This is a genomic window from Lysobacter sp. P5_B12 (assembly GCF_056400425.1).
In genome coordinates, this window is sequence record NZ_JBFULG010000006.1 from 89,907 (window position 1) to 109,202 (window position 19,296).

The 19,296-nt window shown below is 67.6% G+C and carries 14 protein-coding genes; 4 read left to right on the forward strand and 10 right to left on the reverse strand.

Annotation, left to right across the window (positions count from 1 at the left end):
• Nucleotides 1-40 precede the first annotated feature (40 nt).
• Nucleotides 41-2,275, forward strand: a complete 2,235-nt coding sequence (locus AC1DOM_RS11060; RefSeq protein ID WP_498963213.1) for a M3 family metallopeptidase — start codon at nucleotides 41-43, stop codon at nucleotides 2,273-2,275.
• 77 nt (nucleotides 2,276-2,352) lie between these two features.
• Here AC1DOM_RS11060 and AC1DOM_RS11065 read toward each other — a convergent pair whose 3' ends face one another.
• Nucleotides 2,353-2,631, reverse strand: a complete 279-nt coding sequence (locus tag AC1DOM_RS11065) for a hypothetical protein (RefSeq protein ID WP_498963215.1) — start codon at nucleotides 2,629-2,631, stop codon at nucleotides 2,353-2,355.
• A 170-nt stretch (nucleotides 2,632-2,801) separates the two neighbouring features.
• Here AC1DOM_RS11065 and AC1DOM_RS11070 point away from each other — a divergent pair, with 170 nt between their 5' ends.
• Nucleotides 2,802-5,081, forward strand: a complete 2,280-nt coding sequence (locus AC1DOM_RS11070) for an FdhF/YdeP family oxidoreductase (protein ID WP_498963217.1) — start codon at nucleotides 2,802-2,804, stop codon at nucleotides 5,079-5,081.
• Between the two features lie 4 nt (nucleotides 5,082-5,085).
• Here AC1DOM_RS11070 and AC1DOM_RS11075 read toward each other — a convergent pair whose 3' ends face one another.
• The 3 genes from AC1DOM_RS11075 to AC1DOM_RS11085 form a co-directional block, all read right to left on the reverse strand.
• Nucleotides 5,086-9,417 carry a DEAD/DEAH box helicase gene (locus tag AC1DOM_RS11075; RefSeq protein ID WP_498963219.1) on the reverse strand — a complete coding sequence of 1,444 codons (4,332 nt, stop codon included), beginning with the start codon at nucleotides 9,415-9,417 and terminating at the stop codon, nucleotides 5,086-5,088.
• 90 nt (nucleotides 9,418-9,507) lie between these two features.
• On the reverse strand, nucleotides 9,508-10,653 hold the full coding sequence (cfa, locus tag AC1DOM_RS11080; protein ID WP_498963221.1) for a cyclopropane fatty acyl phospholipid synthase: 1,146 nt from the start codon (nucleotides 10,651-10,653) through the stop codon (nucleotides 9,508-9,510).
• A 26-nt stretch (nucleotides 10,654-10,679) separates the two neighbouring features.
• Nucleotides 10,680-11,510, reverse strand: a complete 831-nt coding sequence (locus AC1DOM_RS11085) for a DUF3298 and DUF4163 domain-containing protein (RefSeq protein ID WP_498963223.1) — start codon at nucleotides 11,508-11,510, stop codon at nucleotides 10,680-10,682.
• A 137-nt stretch (nucleotides 11,511-11,647) separates the two neighbouring features.
• On the opposite strand from AC1DOM_RS11085, the gene AC1DOM_RS11090 reads away from it, so the two are divergent.
• Nucleotides 11,648-13,768 carry a tetratricopeptide repeat protein gene (locus AC1DOM_RS11090; RefSeq protein ID WP_498963224.1) on the forward strand — a complete coding sequence of 707 codons (2,121 nt, stop codon included), beginning with the start codon at nucleotides 11,648-11,650 and terminating at the stop codon, nucleotides 13,766-13,768.
• Nucleotides 13,769-13,854: 86 nt separating this feature from the next.
• Here AC1DOM_RS11090 and AC1DOM_RS11095 read toward each other — a convergent pair whose 3' ends face one another.
• From AC1DOM_RS11095 to AC1DOM_RS11120, 6 genes are all read right to left on the reverse strand, one after another.
• On the reverse strand, nucleotides 13,855-14,064 hold the full coding sequence (locus AC1DOM_RS11095) for a cold-shock protein (RefSeq protein WP_036164817.1): 210 nt from the start codon (nucleotides 14,062-14,064) through the stop codon (nucleotides 13,855-13,857).
• A gap of 251 nt (nucleotides 14,065-14,315) precedes the next feature.
• Nucleotides 14,316-15,032, reverse strand: a complete 717-nt coding sequence (locus AC1DOM_RS11100) for a pseudouridine synthase (RefSeq protein WP_498963227.1) — start codon at nucleotides 15,030-15,032, stop codon at nucleotides 14,316-14,318.
• A 20-nt stretch (nucleotides 15,033-15,052) separates the two neighbouring features.
• Nucleotides 15,053-15,370 (reverse strand): GNAT family N-acetyltransferase, encoded by a 318-nt coding sequence (locus tag AC1DOM_RS11105; RefSeq protein ID WP_498963229.1) that lies wholly within the window; start codon nucleotides 15,368-15,370, stop codon nucleotides 15,053-15,055.
• A 16-nt stretch (nucleotides 15,371-15,386) separates the two neighbouring features.
• The gene (locus tag AC1DOM_RS11110; protein WP_498963231.1) at nucleotides 15,387-16,091 is read right to left on the reverse strand and encodes a hypothetical protein; all 705 of its coding nucleotides are present in this window, start codon (nucleotides 16,089-16,091) and stop codon (nucleotides 15,387-15,389) included.
• A 64-nt stretch (nucleotides 16,092-16,155) separates the two neighbouring features.
• The gene (locus tag AC1DOM_RS11115; RefSeq protein ID WP_498963233.1) at nucleotides 16,156-16,773 is read right to left on the reverse strand and encodes a rhomboid family intramembrane serine protease; all 618 of its coding nucleotides are present in this window, start codon (nucleotides 16,771-16,773) and stop codon (nucleotides 16,156-16,158) included.
• Nucleotides 16,774-16,776: 3 nt separating this feature from the next.
• Nucleotides 16,777-17,433, reverse strand: coding sequence for a glutathione S-transferase family protein (locus tag AC1DOM_RS11120; protein WP_498963235.1), 657 nt, complete (start codon nucleotides 17,431-17,433; stop codon nucleotides 16,777-16,779).
• 83 nt (nucleotides 17,434-17,516) lie between these two features.
• Between AC1DOM_RS11120 and AC1DOM_RS11125 the strand changes: the two genes are divergently transcribed.
• Nucleotides 17,517-19,280 (forward strand): M14 family metallopeptidase, encoded by a 1,764-nt coding sequence (locus AC1DOM_RS11125; RefSeq protein WP_498963237.1) that lies wholly within the window; start codon nucleotides 17,517-17,519, stop codon nucleotides 19,278-19,280.
• Nucleotides 19,281-19,296 lie beyond the last annotated feature (16 nt).

Here is a 19,296-nt window from a genome sequence, read left to right on the forward strand (position 1 = left end):
CGGGTAAATTCGGCAGTTCCGTCCGCCGAGAACCCTCCCAATGAAGCACCCGCTCGCCTGCGCCCTGGCGCTCGCCCTCGCCGCAGGCACGCCTGCTTTGACGTATGCGCCCGCCGCGGCCGCGCAGACCCAAGGATCCGCCGTGCAGAACCCCGCCTCCAATCCGTTCTTCGCCGACAGCACGCTGCCCCTGCACTACCCCGACTTCGCGAAGATCAAGGACACCGACTTCGCCCCGGCCTTCGACCAGGGCATGAAGGAAGAGCTCGCCGAAATCGAGCGCATCGCCAACGACAAGGCCGAGCCGACCTTCGACAACACCATCCTGGCGATGGAAAAGAACGGCCGCACGCTCACGCGCGCCGCCACCGTCTTCTACAACCTGCTGGGCGCCGACAAGAACGACGCGCGCGAGCAGATCGACGAGAAGTATTCGCCCATCTTCGCCGCGCACCGCGACACCATCCGCCTGAACCCCAAGCTGTTCGCGCGCATCCAGTCGCTCTACGACCGTCGCGCCTCGCTGGGCCTTGACGCGCAGCAGACGCGCCTGGTCGAGCGTTACTACACCGACTTCGTCCGCGCCGGCGCCAAGCTGAGCGAAGCGGACAAGACCAAGCTCAAGGACATCAACGGCGAGCTCGCCACGCTGGGCACGCAGTTCGACCAGAAGCTGATCGCCGGCCGCAACGCCGCCGCGGTCGTGGTCGACACGCGCGCCGAACTCGACGGCCTGTCCGATGCGCAGATCGACGCGGCGGCCGACGTGGCCAAGGCGCGCAAGCTCGATGGCAAGTACGTCCTGACCATCCTCAACACCACCGGCCAGCCCCCGGCCGCGCAGCTGACCAATCGCGCGTTGCGCGAGAAGCTGTATCGCGCCTCGATGGCGCGCGGCGACGGCGGCGAGTTCGACACCACCGCGATCATTTCGAAGGTCGTCAAGCTGCGCGCGCAGAAGGCGCAGTTGCTCGGCTATCCGAACTGGGCCGCGTTCGTGCTCGAAGACGAAACCGCGAAGACGCCGCAGGCCGTCAACGACATGCTCGCCAAGCTCGCCCCGCCGGCAGTGGCCAACGCCAAGCGCGAAGCCGCCGACCTGCAGGCGATGATCGACAAGGAACAGAAGGCCAAGGGCCAGCCGACCTTCAAGCTGGAACCATGGGATTGGTCCTTCTATTCGGAGAAGGTGCGCAAGGAGAAGTTCGCGTTCGACGAGAACGAACTCAAGCCGTACCTGGAACTCGACAACGTGCAGCAGAACGGCGTCTTCTACGCCGCGCACGAGGAATACGGCCTGACGTTCAAGGAACGCAAGGACCTGCCGGTGTACGAGCCGGACGTGCGCGTGTTCGACGTGTTCGACAAGGACGGCAAGCAGCTGGCCATCTTCATCTCCGACATGTACGCCCGCGATTCCAAGCAGGGCGGCGCGTGGATGAATTCCTACGTCGACCAGTCCGCGCTCACCGGTTTCCTCCCGGTCGTCGCCAACCACCTCAACATCACCAAGCCGCCGGCGGGCCAGCCCACGCTGCTGACGTGGGATGAAGTGACCACGATGTTCCATGAGTTCGGCCATGCGCTGCACGGCATGTTCTCGAACGTGAAGTACCCCTACTTCACCGGCACCAGCGTGCCGCGCGACTTCGTCGAATACCCCTCGCAGGTCAACGAGATGTGGGCCGACTGGCCGACGGTGCTGCCGAACTACGCCAAGCATTACCAGACCGGCAAGCCGATGCCGAAGGAACTGCTCGACAAGGTGCTGGCCGCGGGCAAGTTCAACCAGGGCTTCACCACCACCGAGTACCTGGGCGCCGCGCTGCTCGACCAGAAGTGGCACCAGATCACCCCCGACCAGGTGCCGCCCGCTTCGGGCGTGATGGCCTTCGAAGCCGCCGCGCTGAAGAAGGACGGCGTGGACTTCGCCGCGGTGCCGCCGCGTTACAAGACGCCGTACTTCAGCCACATCATGGGCGGCTACTCGGCCGGCTATTACGCCTACATCTGGTCGGAAGTGCTCGATGCCGACTCGGTGGAATGGTTCAAGCAGCACGGTGGCCTGACGCGCGCCAACGGCGATCACTTCCGCGACACGCTGCTCTCGCGCGGCGGCAGCAAGGATGCGCTGGTGTTGTTCAAGGACTTCGCCGGCCATGGTCCGGAGATCGGTCCGCTGCTGAAGCGTCGCGGCCTGGACGGTGCGGCGGATGATTCGAAGAAGCCGGAAGGCGAAGCCAAGCCGACGGAGAAGACCGCCGCGGGCGGTTGATCCTTTCGACGCGATCGGTCAGCAAGCGAAAGGGCCGCAATGCGGCCCTTTCCTTTTGCATCCGTGTGGCGCGGCGATCAGGCCGCCGACTGCACCCGCACCGGCTTGTCGTCGCAGCAGCACACATCCTTGCTCAGCTTCGCGACTTGCCAGGCCGAATGCGCTTCTTCGCGCACTTCGTTCCAGCCCAGTTGCGAATCACCGCGCACGCGCGACCAGTCGCTCGCCATCTGCGGTTCGACCTTCTGCCAGGTCATGTCGGGATAGAACCCCGTCGCCAATTCGCCCAGGGCTCGGGCGCGCGCGGAGGTGACTTCGTCGATGTCGCACGGGGCGGCATGGAGGTGGATGACCATGGGGGGCGGACCTGGGTTACGCGGGGGATGGCGCGCAATGTGCGCACTGCTGTGTAACAACCAAGTGAAAGACCGTTCACGAAAGCGCATTCACCTTTCAGCGAATGCAATACCGCCGCTTACGGGGCATCCGCTTGCAGGAATGGCTCTGCAGGCGGTAAACCGTCGCCATGACCTCCAGAAAACCTTCTCCCGCGGGCGGCCGCGGCGCCCTGCGCGCCACCGTGCGCGCCTGGTCGCGCCAGGGCATCGCGCTGAAACTCGTCGGTTCCTTCCTCAGCGCCAACAAGGTGGGCGGCTTCGACTGCCCGGGCTGCGCCTTCCCCGACACCGTGGGCCATCCGCTCGTCGACAGTTGCGAGCAGGGCCAGAAGGCGATCGCGTGGGAGATGACGCGCAAGGCGGTGGGCGCGGCGTTCTTCGACGGCAAGACGCCCGCGCAGCTGCGGGCGCTGGGCGATTTCGACCTGGAGTTCCAGGGCCGGCTCACCACGCCGGTGCTGTACGACGCGAGCGTGGGCACCTTCCGCGCGATCGATTGGGAACAGGCCTACGCCATCGCCGCGCGTGAGCTGCGGGCCTTGCCGCCGCAATCGGTGGCCTTCTACGCGTCGGGGCGCAGCAGCAACGAGGCGGCGTTCTTGTGGCAACTCGCCGCGCGCGGTTACGGCAGCCCCAACCTTCCCGATTCGTCGAACTTCTGCCACGAACCCTCGGGCCATGCGCTGAAGCAGAGCATCGGGACCGGCAAGGGGACCTGCACGCTGGAGGATTTCGAACACGCCGAGTTGTTCATCGTCATGGGCCAGAATCCGGCCAGCAACCATCCGCGCATGATGGCCGCGCTGTACGAAGCGAAGAAGCGCGGCGCCACGATCCTCGCCGTCAATCCCCTGCGCGAACGCGGGTTCACGCATTTCTCCGATCCGAAGAACCTGGGCGAGCTCGCGCGCGACAAGGGCATCGCGGTGGCCGATGCGATCTACCAAGTCACCATCGGCGGCGACTTCGCGGCGCTCAAGGGCGTGATGAAGGCGCTGCTGGAATCCGAACGCGCGGCGCCGGGCACGGTGTTCGACGCTGCTTTCATCGCACGACACACCGAAGGCTTCGACGCACTGATCGCGGACCTCGACGCCTGCGACTGGCCGACGCTCGTCGCGCGTTCGGGACTGCCCGAAGCGCAGATGCGCGAGATCGCGGCGCATTACGCACGCGCGAACTCCACGATGATCACCTGGTGCATGGGGCTGACCCATCATCCCGATGCGGTCGCGACGATCCAGCAGGTCGTCAACCTGCTGTTGTTGCGCGGGAACATCGGGCGACCGGGCGCCGGTGCGATGCCGGTCCGCGGGCATTCCAACGTGCAGGGCGACCGCACGATGGGGGCGACCTCGCAGGTCACCGACGCGTGGCTCGACAACATCGAACACACCTTCCCCGGCGTGACGCTGTGCCGCGATGCCGGACGCGATGCGGCCGGCGTGATCGACGGCTTGTTCGACGGTAGCGTGCGCGGCGTACTCTCGCTCGGCGGCAACTTCGGCGTCGCCGCGCCCGATGCACCGCGCGTGCTTGCTGCACTGGAACGTTGCCGCTTCACGCTGCACATCGCGACCAAGCTCAATCGCACGCACTGCCATCCCGGGGAAATCGGCCTGTTGCTGCCGACGCTCGGCCGCACCGACCGCGACCTGCGCCCCGGCGGCGAGCAGTGCATTTCCACCGAGGATTCGGCGAGCACCGTGCGCGCCTCGCGCGGCGTGCAGGCGCCGATCAGCGAACTGCAGCGCAGCGAACCGGCGATCGTCGCGCAACTGGCGCAGGCGATCGGCTGTGCGCCGAACGTCCCCTGGCACGAATTCGCCGACGACTATGCCGCGATCCGCGATCGCATCGAACGCTGCCAGCACGGCGTGACCGACGGCTTCGAACGCTACAACGATCGCTTGCTGCAGGATGGGCGCTTCATGCTGCCCAACGCTGCCGCGCATCGGCAATGGAATACGGCCAATGGCAAGGCACGCTTCATGGCGCATGCGTTGCGCGACGACACACCTGTCCAACAGGCGCGCCTGGCCCACGGCGACGCGGCGCTGACGCTGATGACAATGCGCGCGCACGATCAATTCAACACCACCGTGTACAGCAGCGACGACCGATATCGCGGCATCGAAGGCGACCGGCGCGTCGTGTTCCTCAACGCCGACGACCTCGCCCGCCGCGGGCTGCGCGACGGCGATCGCGTCGACATCGAATGCCTGGTCGACGACGGACACGAACGACGCGTCGAAGGGTTCACCGCGCGGGCGTGGGAGATTCCGCCCGGATGTTGCGCGGCCTATTACCCCGAAGCGAGCGGCCTGATCGCCGCGAGCGTGTCTTCGGCCGAAACCCGCACGCCGCTGTACAAGGAGATGCCGGTCCGCGTCACCGCGGCCGCGTGATGCGTCAGGCCGGATGGAACACCGGTTCGGGCTCGCGCAGCAGCGCGCGACGCCAGGCGCGTTGTTCGTCGAGCGTGGTCTCGACGTGGAAGGCCAGCTTGCCGGCGATCCAGGTCGCGACCGCGATGCCGTCTCGATACAACACGCGCGCACCGAGCTGGCGCGGCACCTTGTCGCCGACCAGCACCGTGCCGACGAGATTGAGCGGATCGAGCGCGGACAGGCTCACCAGCGCCCCATCGTGCGGACGCTTGCGCACCGCGCGCAGTGCGCCGATCGCGTCGGGCAATGCGAACTGTTCGCCCGACAGACCGGCGATGAAGCGCCCGCCGCGGATTTCGCCGCGGGCTTCCAGGCGGTGGTACACGCGCAGCAACTCGCGCCAGGGCGGTAGCCACGCCGCTTCGCGTTCGAGCAGGCGCCAGCACGCCACGCCATAACGGCGCAGCAGCGTGCGCGCGATGTGTTCGACCGATTCGGGTTCGACGGCCAGTGCTTGCGATGGCTTGCGGGTCAGCGTCCAGCGGCCGGCGTCTTCGATCCCGAACATCGCCGCACGCCGCCCACGACGTGCGCCGAAGGCATGCGGGCGTTTGGCCTGCGGAACCAGTAGTGCGCGCAGGCCCGCGAAGCTGTCGCAGTGCACGCGGCCGCGCGCGACGAGTTCGGCGAGGGCATCTTCGAGCTCCGTTCGCAGCAGGTGCGCGCCGGTGGTGAGCTCGTCGAAGAAGGAAGCGCCGTTCTCGCGCAGGTAACCGGCGACCTTCTCCGCGCGCGAGGACAACGCAGGCTCTTCGTCGTTGCGTTGTGCGGCGACCTGCGTCCACGTTGCGAGTTGCCTGCGCGGCAGCAGCACGATGGGCGTGGCGCGAACGGGCGCGGTGCGGCCGCCCTGCGCGTCGGAAGGCGCGTTGCGCAAGCGCGCCCAGGTCGTGCGGCCGGCGGTACACAGATCGTCGAGCCAGGCGATCGAATAATCGTTGACGCGCGCGGGCAGCAGGTCGGATTCCCACGCGGCCGCAGGCGCTTCGAAGCCTTCCAGTTGCGCGACGACGCCCGCGAGCGCTTCGGGCCCGCTGACGCGCGCCGACGGACAGACGCGTTGCCAGTCGAACAGGAAGCGCATGTAGTCGCGCGGCTCGACCGGTTCGATCTCGCGACGCAGGCGGCCGATGGTGTAGCGATGGATGCGCGCGAGCAGGTGACGTTCGCACCATTCGTCTTCCTGCGTCGCCTGTTCGCCGGAACTGAAACGGCCGCGCATCGCGAAGCCTTCGGATTCGAGCGCGGCCAGGGCGAGGTCGACGTCGTTGCGCGGCACTACGAGTGTCGCGGCGAGTGCGGCCGCGGTGATCGGCCCGACGCCGGTCAGGCGCGCGCGCACCAGCGCGAGGACGGCTTCTTCGCGCGGCCACTCGCGCAGATAGACTTCCGGCGTGGCGATGTCCGGGGCGCGCGCCGCGCCCGGATGCAAAGCCTGGAGTTGCGGCAAGCGTTCGGCCGCCCACCATTGCCCCTCGCCCACCGCCGCGCGTGTTGCGCGACTGTCCTTCGCCAGCGACTCCAGCAAGGGCAGCCATCCGTTCGCGTCTGCGTCGGCCTGCGTGACGGTGCCGATGCCCATGAGCGCTTCGTGCATTTCGTCGGCATTGCGCGCATCTGGCCAGGCCTGCGCGCGCACCGCGTCGATCGCGTCGGGATCCAGTCGCGCGAGATCGCCCGGCGCATCGTCCTCGGCGTAACGACGCGCCATGACGGCCTGCGTGCGGCGTTCCTCCAGGGGCGCATCGTCGAGGAAGGCATACGGCCGCGCGTTGAGCGCTTCGGCCGCGAAGGGCGATGGCGCGGTCAGGTCGCGCGCGACGACTTCGATGTCGCCGGAAACCATGCCGCGCAACACCGACAGCCAACCTTCTGCATCCATCGCATCGTGCAGGCAGTCCTCGAGGGTCTGCGCGACGAGCGGATGGTCGGGCACTTCGCGTTCGCCGACCAGGTTTTCCGCGCAGGCGACCTGGTCGGGGAACACGGTCGCGAGCAGATCCTCGGATTTCATGCGCTGCAACTGCGGCGCGACCTTCTTGCCGCCGACGAAGCGCGGTAGCGCGAGCCCCGTGGTCGCATTCCAGCGCCAGCGCACGCCGAACAGCGGCGCATCGAGCAAGGCCTGCACGAGGATATCGAGCGCCGAATTCGGATGCAGGTAGGAGGCCACTTCGATCAGCGGGAAGCTGTGGCTGGTCGAGAGCGAGAGCACGATCGCGTCTTCGGTCGCCGCCGCCTGCAGTTCGAAGTTGAACTTGCGGCAGAAGCGCTTGCGCAAGGCCAGGCCCCAGGCGCGATTCACGCGCGAGCCGAAGGGCGAATGCACGATCAGTTGCGTGCCGCCGGATTCGTCGAAGAAGCGCTCCAGCACGATGCGCTGTTGCGTCGGCATCGTGCCCAACGCCGTCACCTGCCGCGCGAAGTAATCGGCGAGCTGGCGCGCGGCGGCTTCGTCCAGCCCGATGTCCTGCGTGAGCAATTCCAGCGGATCTTCCGATGCTTCGACGCGCTCGGACAACGCCGTGCGCAGGCGCGAGACGCCGGCAGAGAGTTCATCGGTGCGCCCCGGCGCTTCGCCCAGCCAGAACGGGATGCTCGGCGGCATCCCCTGCGCATCTTCCACGCGCAGGCGGCCGGCCTCGACGCGCAGGATGCGGTAGCTCGTGTTGCCCAGCTGGAAGATGTCGCCGGCCAGGCTTTCGATGGCGAAGTCTTCGTTGACGGTACCGATGTTGGTCGACTGCGGTTCGAGCAGCACGGCGTAATCGCCGGTGTCGGGGATCGTGCCGCCCGACATCACCGCAATCTGCTTTCCGCCCGCGCGCCCGCGCAGGCGCTTGTGGACGGCATCGCGATGCAGGTAACTCGCGCGGTGGCCGCGGCGCGTGGTGAAGCCTTCGACCAGCATCTGCACGATGTCGTCGAAGCCCTTGCGCTCGAGCTGCGCATACGGCCAGGCATTGCGCACGAGCGCGAACAACCCGTCCTCGTCCCATTCCTGCGCGCAGACTTCGGCGACCAATTGTTGCGCGAGGACATCCAGCGGCGCACGCGGCATGCGCAGCGCATCGAGTTCGCCGCGACGCACGCAGTCGAGCAAGGCCGCGCATTCGGCCAGGTCGTCGCGCGATTGCGGGAACAGACGGCCCTTCGGCACGCCGCCCACGAAGTGGCCCGAACGTCCCACGCGTTGCAGGAAAGCCGCGATCGCGCGCGGCGAGCCGAGCTGCACGACCAGATCGACATCGCCGATGTCGATGCCCAGCTCCAGCGATGCGGTCGCGACGAGCACTTGCAACTGGCCGGTCTTCAGGCGTTGTTCGGCGGCCAGGCGCAGTTCCTTGGCGAGCGAACCGTGGTGCGCGGCGACGTGCTCCTTGCCGAGCAGATCGCCGAGATGGCGCGCAGCGCGCTCGGCCATGCGCCGCGTGTTGACGAAGACCAGTGTCGTCTTGTGTTGCCGGACCAGTTCGGCGATGCGCGCGTAGACCTGCTCCCACTGTTCGTTCGACATCACCGCCTGCAGCGGCGTGGGCGGCACTTCGAGTGCGAGGTCGCGTTCGCGCGCATAGCCGATGTCGACGATGTCGCAATCGGCCACGCCCGAATCGACGTGGCCTGCGCCGACGAGGAAACGGGCGACTTCTTCGATGGGCTTCTGCGTCGCGGACAAACCCACGCGCGTGAGGCGGCGGCCGCAAAGCGCGTCGAGGCGTTCGAGCGAGAGTGCAAGATGGCTCCCGCGCTTGCTCGCGGCGACGGCGTGGATTTCGTCGACGATCACCGTGCGCGCCGTGCCCAGCATCGCGCGGCCCGAATCCGAACCGAGCAACACGAACAAGGATTCGGGCGTGGTGACCAGGATGTGCGGCGGCGTCTTGCGCATGCGCGCGCGCTCGCCCTGCGTCGTGTCCCCGGTACGCACCGCGGTGCGGATGGCGACGTCGGGCAGGCCCATGCGCGCAAGTTCCGCGCGGATGCCTTCCAGCGGCGCTTCGAGGTTGAGGTGGATGTCGTTGGACAGGGCCTTGAGCGGCGAGACGTAGACGACCTGCGTCGCTTCGGGCAGGCCTTCGGGCGACAGGCCCTGGCGCACGAGCGCATCGATCGCGGCCATGAACGCGGTCAGCGTCTTGCCAGAACCGGTGGGCGCGGCGACCAGCGTGTGGCGCCCGCCTTCGATCGACGGCCAGGCCTGGATCTGCGCTTGCGTGGGGCCCGGGAACGCGCGCGCGAACCACGCCGCGACGGCCGGATGGAAGAGTTCGAGGACGGGGGAACGCGCCGACATTGCCGGCGGATTATCCGCCTGGGGCGCGAGGGCGGGCTGAACGGGCATGCGGCGAACTCTCCTCCCTGCCCGTCTCAATCCGTGCGACGGCTAGCGCGGGGCGATATAGCCGCCGGGCACGCCCTCCGGCGACAGCACCAGTTGCCAGAGGTGTATGTGCCGGCAGCGGAACCCCGCCATCGACCCGGCGAGGTAGAACCGCCACATGCGGCGGAACCGCTCGTCGTATCGCGCCGGCAGGCGATCCCACGCCGCCTCGATGTTCGCCCGCCACGCCTGCAGCGTGCGGTCGTAATCGGCGCCGAAGTTGTGCCAGTCCTCGCACACGAACCGGCCTTCGATCGCTTCGGAGATCTGTTTGGCCGAGGGCAGCATCGAATTGGGGAAGATGTAGCGCTCGATCCACGGATCGGTGTGGTCGACCGATCGCGCGCTGCCGATCGTATGCAGCAGGAACAGCCCGCCATCCGGCGCCTGCGTGGAGAGGCAGCGCCGCGCGACGTCGAAATACGTCGCATAGTTGCGCACGCCAACGTGTTCGAACATGCCCAGCGAAAAGATGCGATCGAAACCTTCGTCGAGTTCGCGGTAATCCTGCAGGCGGATGTCGATGGGCAGGCCTGCGCAAAGTTCGCGCGCGTAGTCGGCCTGCTCGCGCGACACCGTCACGCCGACGCCCTGGATCCCGTATCGCTCCGCGGCGAATTTGAGGGCTTCGCCCCAGCCGCACCCGATGTCGAGCACGCGCATGCCCGGGCGCAGGCCGAGCTTGCGGCACACCAGGTCGAGTTTGGCTTCCTGCGCGGCATCGAGGTCGGTGGCCTGGCGCCAATAACCGCAGCTGTAGACCATGCGCTTGCCGAGCATCGCGCGGTACAGGTCGTTGCCCAGGTCGTAATGCCGTTGCCCGACTTCGAAACTGCGCGCTGCGCTCTGCGTGTTCATCACGCGCGCGCGCAAGCCATCCCAGATCTCGCCGACGCCGAGCACGCGTTTGTCGAGATCCCTGGACAACAGGCGGAAGAGCATCCCGTCGAGATCGGCGACGTCCCACCAACCGTCCATGTAGGCCTCGCCCAGCCCGAGCGAGCCTTGCGCGAGCACGCGGCGGAAGAAGCGCTGGTCGTGGACGCGCGGATCCCACGGCGCACTGCCGCCCGCGCGCGAGTCGTCGAAGCACAGGCCCGCATCCTGGAACAAGCCCGCGACACGCGCCCGGAACGGATGCGGCGACATGGCGGCTGCCTGCGTGCGCCGTGGCCTCAGCCGCCGCGGAACAAGGCGCGATACGCCGGCGCCACGTGCGGCAACAGGACTTCGGCGGGGACGTCGACGGTCTGCGTGCCGTCGGCGTACGGCCCCACCTGGTAGGGCGGAAACACGAAACGCAACGCGGCGATGCGGCCATCGGCGCCGACGCGCGGTTCGAATTCGGAGAAGGCATCGGCCTTGGGCTGCGTGCCGTCGTCGATCATCTCGCCGGCGTTCTTCAACATGTCGGCGCGTTCTTCGGCGGGCACGTCGTCGGCATCGATGCGTTGCGACAGCGCGGTGTGCAGTTGTTCGCGCACGAAATCGGAAATCGCCTGCCAGCCCTTCGCGTCGGTCACGAGCTTGTCGGCGCTCAGCATCGCGTTGCGCTTGGGCAACCAGACGAAGCGCGCGATCAGCGGCGAACCGTGCGCACCACCGGTGTACAGGCTGCCGTCGGCGGCGATCGCGACCAGGTCCGGCGAATTCACCAGCGTGGTGTAGGACAGGCTCAACTCGTAGGGCGCGGTCGGCGTGTCGTTGCCGAGCGCATCGACGGCGCCGATCAGGTCCTTGCGCGAATCGGCGGCATACGCCATCAACGCCGAGACCAGGCCCGGGTATGGCGCGGCTTCCTTCGGATACGTGATGCCGATGACATAGCGCGGCGTGGTCTCCACGACGTCCTTCAGCGGCACCACCGCGGTGGAGGCGGCGGCGGGCCTGGTCGCGGTGGTGGCAGGCGCCGCGCCGGGCGCGGCCGCGGGCGCCGGCGACTCACGGCGGCAGGCAGCAAGCGTGGCAACGGCGAGGAAGAGAACGAACAGCGCACGGCGCGTCATTGAGGCAATCCATTGGCTCGAGGGTCGCACGCAAATTATCGCCAGCGACGTGACGCCTGAATACACCCGCGTGCCTGCTTCCGACGCGCGGCCATGACCGACCCGTCGTGCGGCCCGCGTTTACCCTGCGATGGAGCGTGCCTGACGATGAAGACGTAGGAACCGCGCCGGTGTCCTTCCTCGCCGAACTCAAGCAGCGCCGCGTCGTTCGCGTGGCCATGGTGTATCTGGTCGTCGCGTGGATCACGATCCAGGCCGCCTCCATCGCCCTGCCCGCCTTCGAAGCGCCGGCGTGGGCATTGCGCGTGACCATCCTGCTGTTCGCGCTGGGATTTCCCCTTGCCCTGCTGCTGGCGTGGGCGCTCGACCTGACGCCCGAGGGCGTGAAGGTCGTGCCGGCCACCATCGGCAACAAACGGATGGCCGTGATCGCACTGGGCCTGGTCGCGCTCGCGCTGGCCTGGTACTTCTACGGCCAGCCCGCCTTTCGCCGGAGCGAAACGCCGGAACGTTCGATCGCGGTGCTGCCCTTCGTGAACATGAGCGGCAACCCGTCGAACGATTACTTCTCCGACGGCCTGGCCGAAACCACGCTCGACATGCTCGCGCAGGTGCCCGATCTCAAGGTCATCGCGCGCACGTCCTCCTTCCAGTTCCGCGGCAAGACCTCCGACATGCGGCAGATCGGCCGCACGCTCGGCGCCGCGCATTTGCTCGAAGGCAGCGTGCAACAGGCCGGCGACACCCTGCGCATCACCGTGCAATTGATCCGCGCCGAGGACGGCTCGCACCTGTGGTCGCGGCGCTACGACCGCAAGCTCAAGGATCTGTTCTCCATCCAGGACGAGATCGCCACCTCGGTCGTCGATGCGCTCGCGCTGAAGTTGCCGGACTCCACGCAGCGCCGCCTGGTGCAGAAGCGCACGGACAACGTCGCCGCGTACGACGCCTACCTCAAGGGCATGGCCCTGCTGCCGCGGCGCGATGTGGCGCAGATGGAGCAAGCCTTGCGGCACTTCGAGCATGCGATCGAGCTCGATCCGCAGTACGCCCGCGCCTACGTGGGCGCGCACGATGCGATCCATCTGCTGAATCTGTACGGCAGCGTCGATCAGGCGACGAAGCAGCGCGCCGACCAGTACCTCGCACGCGCCCTGGCCCTGGCACCGACGTCGGGCGAGGCGCACATCGCGCGCGCGGTCGCGCTGGAGAACGCCGGCAAGCAGGATGAAGCGATGGCCGAATACCGGCGCGGCGTGCAGCTCGCACCGGGCTACGCCACCGGCTGGCAGTGGATGGGCGAGTTGGAGGGCGCGGGCTTTGGTCGCTTCGACACAGGCCTGGCGATGCTGGCCAAGGCGCGCGAACTCGATCCGCTCTCGACGGTCATCCGTAGCACGTGGCTCTTCCACCTCGGCCAAGCCGACCACGTCGATCAAGCGCTCGCCGGAATGGACGCGCTGATCGCCGAGCATCCGGAGGTGGCGCGCAGTTACGACGACCGCGCTGCGATTCACCAAGTGAACGGCGACCTCGTTTCGGCCTTGCAGGACTTCGCCGAACAGGGTCGGCGCGATCCGAAGGCCTACGGCTTCCGTGCGCATCGCTGCGCCGCGTTGATGGACTTCGGCGCGCTCGACGCCGCACAAGCGTGTTTGCGCCCGCTCGCCGCGCAAGCGCCGGATGCGACGATGTTGCGCGCGACGCAGGCACGGTTGGCATGGCTGCAGGGCGACACTGACTCGGCCTGGCACTTCCTGCCCGACGACACGCACTCCAGCCTGGGCTATTACCGCGCGGCGGCGATGGTGCGGCGAAACGATTCGGCCGGCGCGTTGGCGCTGTTGCGCGCGATGAAGCCGCAATTGATCGACGGCAAGCGACCGCCCGCGCCGGGCGAGGCGTTCGAGTCGGTGAATGCCGGTATCGCGTTGCTGCGAACGGGGCAAACCGCGCGCGGTCGCGTGCTGATCGAACAAGCGCTGGCCGCGGTGAAAGTGCGCCCGTATGCGGCGGTGTTGGCGGGCCGCGGATGGATCGAGGTGCTGGGCCTGTCCGCGCTCGGGCGGAAGGACGCGGCGCTGGCCGCGCTCAAGGCCGGCGTGGATGCAGGCTACGACCAGCAGATCGACGATCTCCAGGTCGATCCGTTGCTCGCCGGCTTGCGCACCGATCCGCGCTTTGCCGCGATCCTCGCGCCGGCGCGCGCGAGCGCTGCGGCGAAAGTGGACGCCGCGCGACGCGCGGGTTTGCTTTAGGCAAAAGAAAACCCGGCGCAAGCGCCGGGTTTTCGAAGGTGCGACCGGTGCGTTTCCGCATCGGCCTTACCGCGATGTCGTGGACCTTAGACGGCCTGGACTTCGTCGGCCTGCAGGCCCTTCTGGCCCTGCACGACCTTGAACGACACGCGCTGGCCTTCCTGCAGCGACTTGAAGCCGGTGCCCTGGATGGAACGGAAGTGCACGAAGAGGTCCGGGCCGGATTCCGGCGTGATGAAGCCGAAGCCCTTGGCGTCGTTGAACCACTTGACGGTACCGGTCTGACGATCGGACATAAACTACTCCTTGAAAAACAGATGGTTGGTGCACGATGCGCACTTTGCGCACCGAGACTGTCCAGCAAGGGGTAATGAGCGAACGATGTAGCGGACCGCGGGCTGACGCCTTGATCTACCGCATCGGGCCACGATGTACCGTGATCCCGCTTGAAACAGTGGGCGCACCTTACCCTACTTTCACGCCAAAGTGTGAATGCGGGAGCACGAAGTTCATTTTCCCGACGAACGTCCCACCACGAGGCTGGGCCTCACCACTCGGTACGGTGCGGCAGGAGGGCCTGTAGCTCGGCCTGCGTCAGATTGCGCCACTGGCCCACCTTGAGGTGGCCCAACTTCACCGAGCCGATCCTCACACGCATCAGCTGCTTCACGCGGTGGCCGAAATGCGCCGCCATCAGCCGGATCTGCCGGTTGAGCCCCTGCACCAGCACGATGCGGAAACCGAAACGGCCGAGCTTGCCGGTCTTGCACGGCAGCGTGGTCTCCCCGTGCAGCGGCACCCCGCGGGCCATGCCGCGCAGGAATTCGTCGGTGACCGGGTGGTTGATCGCGACCAGGTATTCCTTCTCCAGCTTGTTCTCGGCGCGCAGGATCTCGTTGACGATGTCGCCGTTGGAGGTCAGCAGGATCAGGCCCTCGGACTCCTTGTCCAGGCGCCCGATCGGGAAGATGCGCTCCTGGTGCCCGATGAAATCGATGATGTTGTCGTTGACGCCCGTTTCGGTCGTGCAGGTGATGCCGACCGGCTTGTTGAGCGCGATGTAGACGTGCCGCCGCTTCCCGGGCGCCGCCGCGGCGCGGACGCGCAGCGGCTGGCCGTCGACTAGGATGGTGTCCTCCTCGCCCACTTCGGCGCCCACGCGGGCGCGGATGCCGTTGACCTGGACGCGGCCCTCGGCGATGAGGCGGTCGGCTTCGCGGCGCGAGCAGGCGCCGGTGTCGCTGATGAACTTGTTGAGGCGCATCCGCCCAGTTTACGTGCTTGTCAGACGGTGAGCGCCGCGTACTCCGGATGCTTGGCCACCCAGGCCTTCGAATAGCTGCACGCCAGGTGCACTTTCATGCCTTGCGCCTTCACCCAGTCCAGCGTGGTGCGCACCAGCTCGGCGGCGACGCCGCGCCCGCCGATCGCCGGCGGCACGCCGGTGTGGAGGATGGTGATCTGCGCCGCGTCGTCGCGGCGGTAGACGAGTTCGGCCTGCACGCCGTCGACTTCGACGGTGAAGCGGCCTTCGGAACCGGGTCCCGCATCCGCTTCGTGGCGGATGCGGGCGGCGATGTCGCGCGATGCGTCGGTGCTCATGGGGTCGATGGTGCCATCACCCGCGGGAATCGCGCTTGCCCTGGCTGTGGCGGTCGGTGGCCGCGGCGCTGCCGGCGATGCCCTCCGAGCGGGTTTCTTCCTGCCCACGGCCGACCGCGCGATCGCGGGCTTCGTCGGACTGGAAGCCGTCGTGCGCGGGCTGCGCACCGCCCTCGTGACCGATCGTCTGCCATGCGGGCGTCTCGCGGTCGTGCTCGTGCTTCTCGGCGAGCAGGCGGCGGGTGTTTTCCAGCGCCTGTTCGGGCGTGATGGTCGAGGCGAAGGTCAGCGTCGACTTGCGCGGGGCCTTGCGGGCGGTGGTCTTCTTCGACGCGATCTTCTTCGATGCGGTCTTTTTCGAAGCGGTCTTCTTCGTCGCGACCTTCGTGGGCACGGCCTTCTTCGACGCGGACTTCCTGGTCGCGACCTTCTTCGAAGCGGCTTTCTTCGTCGCGACCTTCTTCGCGACCGGCTTCTTCGCTGCCGCCTTCTTCACCGCGGTTTTTCTCGCGGCGCCCTTCTTCACCGCCGTCTTCTTCGACGCAACGGTGCGCGTCCCGGTCTTCTTCGCGGCGGCCTTCTTCGCCGCCTTCTTTACGGCCTTCTTCGTCGCCTTCTTCGCGCCGGCCTTTTTCACGGCCTTCTTCGCGCCCGCCTTCCGGGCGGCCTTCTTCGCACTTTTCTTCGCCGCCGACTTCTTCGCAGGTTTCCGGGTCGCCATGGCGCTTCCTCGTCAGGTCCAGAGCGCCCGGATACCACGCCGGAGATTCAGCCGGGGTGATCGCTCACTGCAGCGGCGCGAGCAGCCGCTGCGTGAACACCTCGATCAGCTGCGGTTCGACCACCAGCGCGGCGGCGATGCCGAAGGCCGCGCCCCAGAAGTGCGCGCTGTGGTTGATGTTGCCGTGCCCGCCACGCGCATCGGCCCAGGCCGAGTACGCCAGGTAGAGCACGCCGAACACGATCGCCGGGCACGGAATGCCGAAGAACAGGTAGATGCGCCCCCACGGATCGAACAGGACGTAGGTGAACATCACCGCCGCCACGGCACCCGAGGCCCCCAGGCTGCGATACGCCGCATCGTGCCGATGGCGCATGTAGGTCGGCAGGATAGCGACCACGATCGCCGCGAGGTAGAACACCGGAAAGGCCAGCGGCCCGATCGCCTGCGCGTAGAACCGCTCGGCCAGCGGCCCGAAGAAGTACAGCGTGAACATGTTGAAGAACAGGTGCATCCAGTCGGCGTGCACGAACCCGTGCGTCACCAACCGGTCGTACTCGTGCTTGCGGTCGATCGCCGGCGGCCACAGGGTCAGGCGATCGAGCAGGCGCGTGCGCGAGAACGACAGCCACGACACCACCACGGTGATCGCGATCAGGATCAGGGTCTGCGGGGAACCCATGCGTCAGACCGCCGCCGTCGCGGGCGCAAGGCTCCATTCGGACAGGCCTTCGCGCGCATACAGCGTGGCGAAGGACGGCCGCGCGCGCATGCGATTGGCGAAGTCGCGCAGGTGCGGCCAATCGGTCGCCGGGCGCGGCATGTTGCGCGACCAGCGCATCAGCATCGTGAGATAGAAATCCGCGGCGGTCAGCCGGTCGCCCAGCAGGTACGGGCCGTGTTCGGCGATGCGTGCATCCAGCCGATCCCACGCGGCGGCGATGCGCGGCGCGATGGACGTGCGCACCGCATCGGCGTTCGCATCGCCGGCGGGCTCGTGCGGATACCACCACTGGCGGAACAGGGGCTGCACCGCGTTGGCCAGGTGGAACATCCACTGGTTGTAGTCGGCGCGCAGCGGGTCGTCGTGCGCGGGCGCGAAGCGATGCTGCGGATCGCGATCGGCGAGCGTCATCAGCAGCGCGGCGGCTTCGAAACGCGGCACGCCATCGAGCACGAGCGTGGGCACCACGCCGTTGGGATTGAGCTTGAGGTAGTCGGGCGAACGCTGGGCGCCGGTGGACGTGTCGATCAGGTGGAGCGCGTGCGGCGCGTCGAGTTCGATCAACAACCAATGCACGACCAGGCTGGCGGCACCGGGCGAGTAGTACAGGACATCCATGGGCGCGTTCCGTCTGGCAGAGGCGCACATCATATCGGTCGTCTAAGATCGGCCGCTCGCCCCTCCCCGACCGACCCTCGCCCATGACGCCGATTCGCACGCTGCTCGCCTCCGCCGTTGCCCTGGCCTGCCTGGGCCCCGCCTTCGCGGCCACGCCGCGCGCGGACCTGGTGACCGAATCGGAGCGCTCCGGCTTCGTGCGCACCGGGCGCTTCGAAGAAACCATCGCGCTGTGCCATGCCTTCGCAAAGGCGTATCCGGACGCGGTGCGCTGCACGCAATTCGGCACCACGCCCGAAGGCCGCCCGATGCTCGCGCTCATCGCCACGCGCACCGGCGCGCTGACGCCCGAGGCCGCGCGCGCCAAGGGCCTGCCCGTGCTGCTCGTGCAGGGCGGCATCCACGCCGGCGAGATCGACGGCAAGGACGCGGGCTTCCAGGCGCTGCGCCAGGTGCTGGGTGGCGAACAGGACAAGGACGTCCTCGACAAGCAGGTGCTCGTCTTCGTCCCGGTGTTCAACATCGACGGCCACGAGCGCTTCGGCGCATGGAACCGCCCGAACCAGCGCGGCCCCGAACAGATGGGCTGGCGCACCACCGCGCAGAACTACAACCTCAACCGCGATTACGTGAAGGCCGACACGCCGGAAATGCAGGCGATGCTGCGCCTGGTCGACGCGTGGGACCCGATCGCCTACATCGACCTGCATGTCACCGACGGCGCGAAGTTCGAACAGGACGTGGCCGTGCAGGTCGAACCGGTACACGCCGGCGACGCCGCGCTGCAGGCCGCGGGCCGTGCCTTCCGCGACGGCGTGATCGCCGACGTGGAGAAGCAGGGCGCGCTGCCGGTCGCCTTCTATCCCTCCTTCGCGCAGTCCGACGATCCGACGTCCGGCTTCGTGGACGGCGTGTCGCCGCCGCGCTTCTCCACCGGCTACTTCCAGTTGCGCAATCGCTTCGGGATGCTGGTGGAAACGCACTCGTGGCGCCCCTACGCGCATCGCGTCAAGACCACGCACGACATCGTGCTTTCGGTGATGCAGCACGTCGCGAATGATGGCGCCGCCTGGATGCGCATCGCCAAGGCCGCCGATGCCGCCGACCTCGCGGGCAAGCCGGTGCCGCTGGACTACACGGCCAGCGAGAAGGTGCGCACGATCGATTTCCGCGGCTATGCGTACACGCGCACGCAATCGGAAGTGTCGGGCGCACTGATGACGCGTTACGACGAAACCAAACCGCAGGTCTGGAAGGTGCCGCTGCGCGACGAGATCATCCCGGGCCGCGTCGTCGACGCCCCGCGCGCGGGTTACATCGTGCCGGCGGCGCATGCGGCGTGGGTCGGTGAAAAATTGAAGCTGCACGGCGTGCAGTTCCATCCGATCCAGGCGCACGACAAGCTCGCCGTGCAGACCTTCCGCGCGACGAGCACGAAGTTCGGCGGCAATTCGGTCGAAGGCCACCAGCGCCTGACGCTCGAAGGCGCGTGGAAGCCGGAGACGCGCGATGTCGGCAACGGCGCCTTGTTCGTGCCGATCGCACAGCCCAAGGCGCGCCTGGTGATGGCCCTGCTCGAACCGCAGGCGCCCGATGCGCTGGCCGCGTGGGGCGAGTTCAACAACGCCTTCGAGCAGAAGGAATACATGGAAGCGTACGTGGCCGAGGAAGTCGCCGAGACGATGCTGAAGGATCCGAAGGTGCGCGCGCAGTTCGACGCCGCGCTGAAGGACGAAGCCTTCGCCAAGGATCCCGACGCGCGCCTGGCGTTCTTCGCCAAGCGGCATGCCTCGTGGGACGAGCGCTTCAACCTCTACCCGGTGTTGCGCGTCGACACCGCGCCCTGATCCGAGAAGGAGCCTG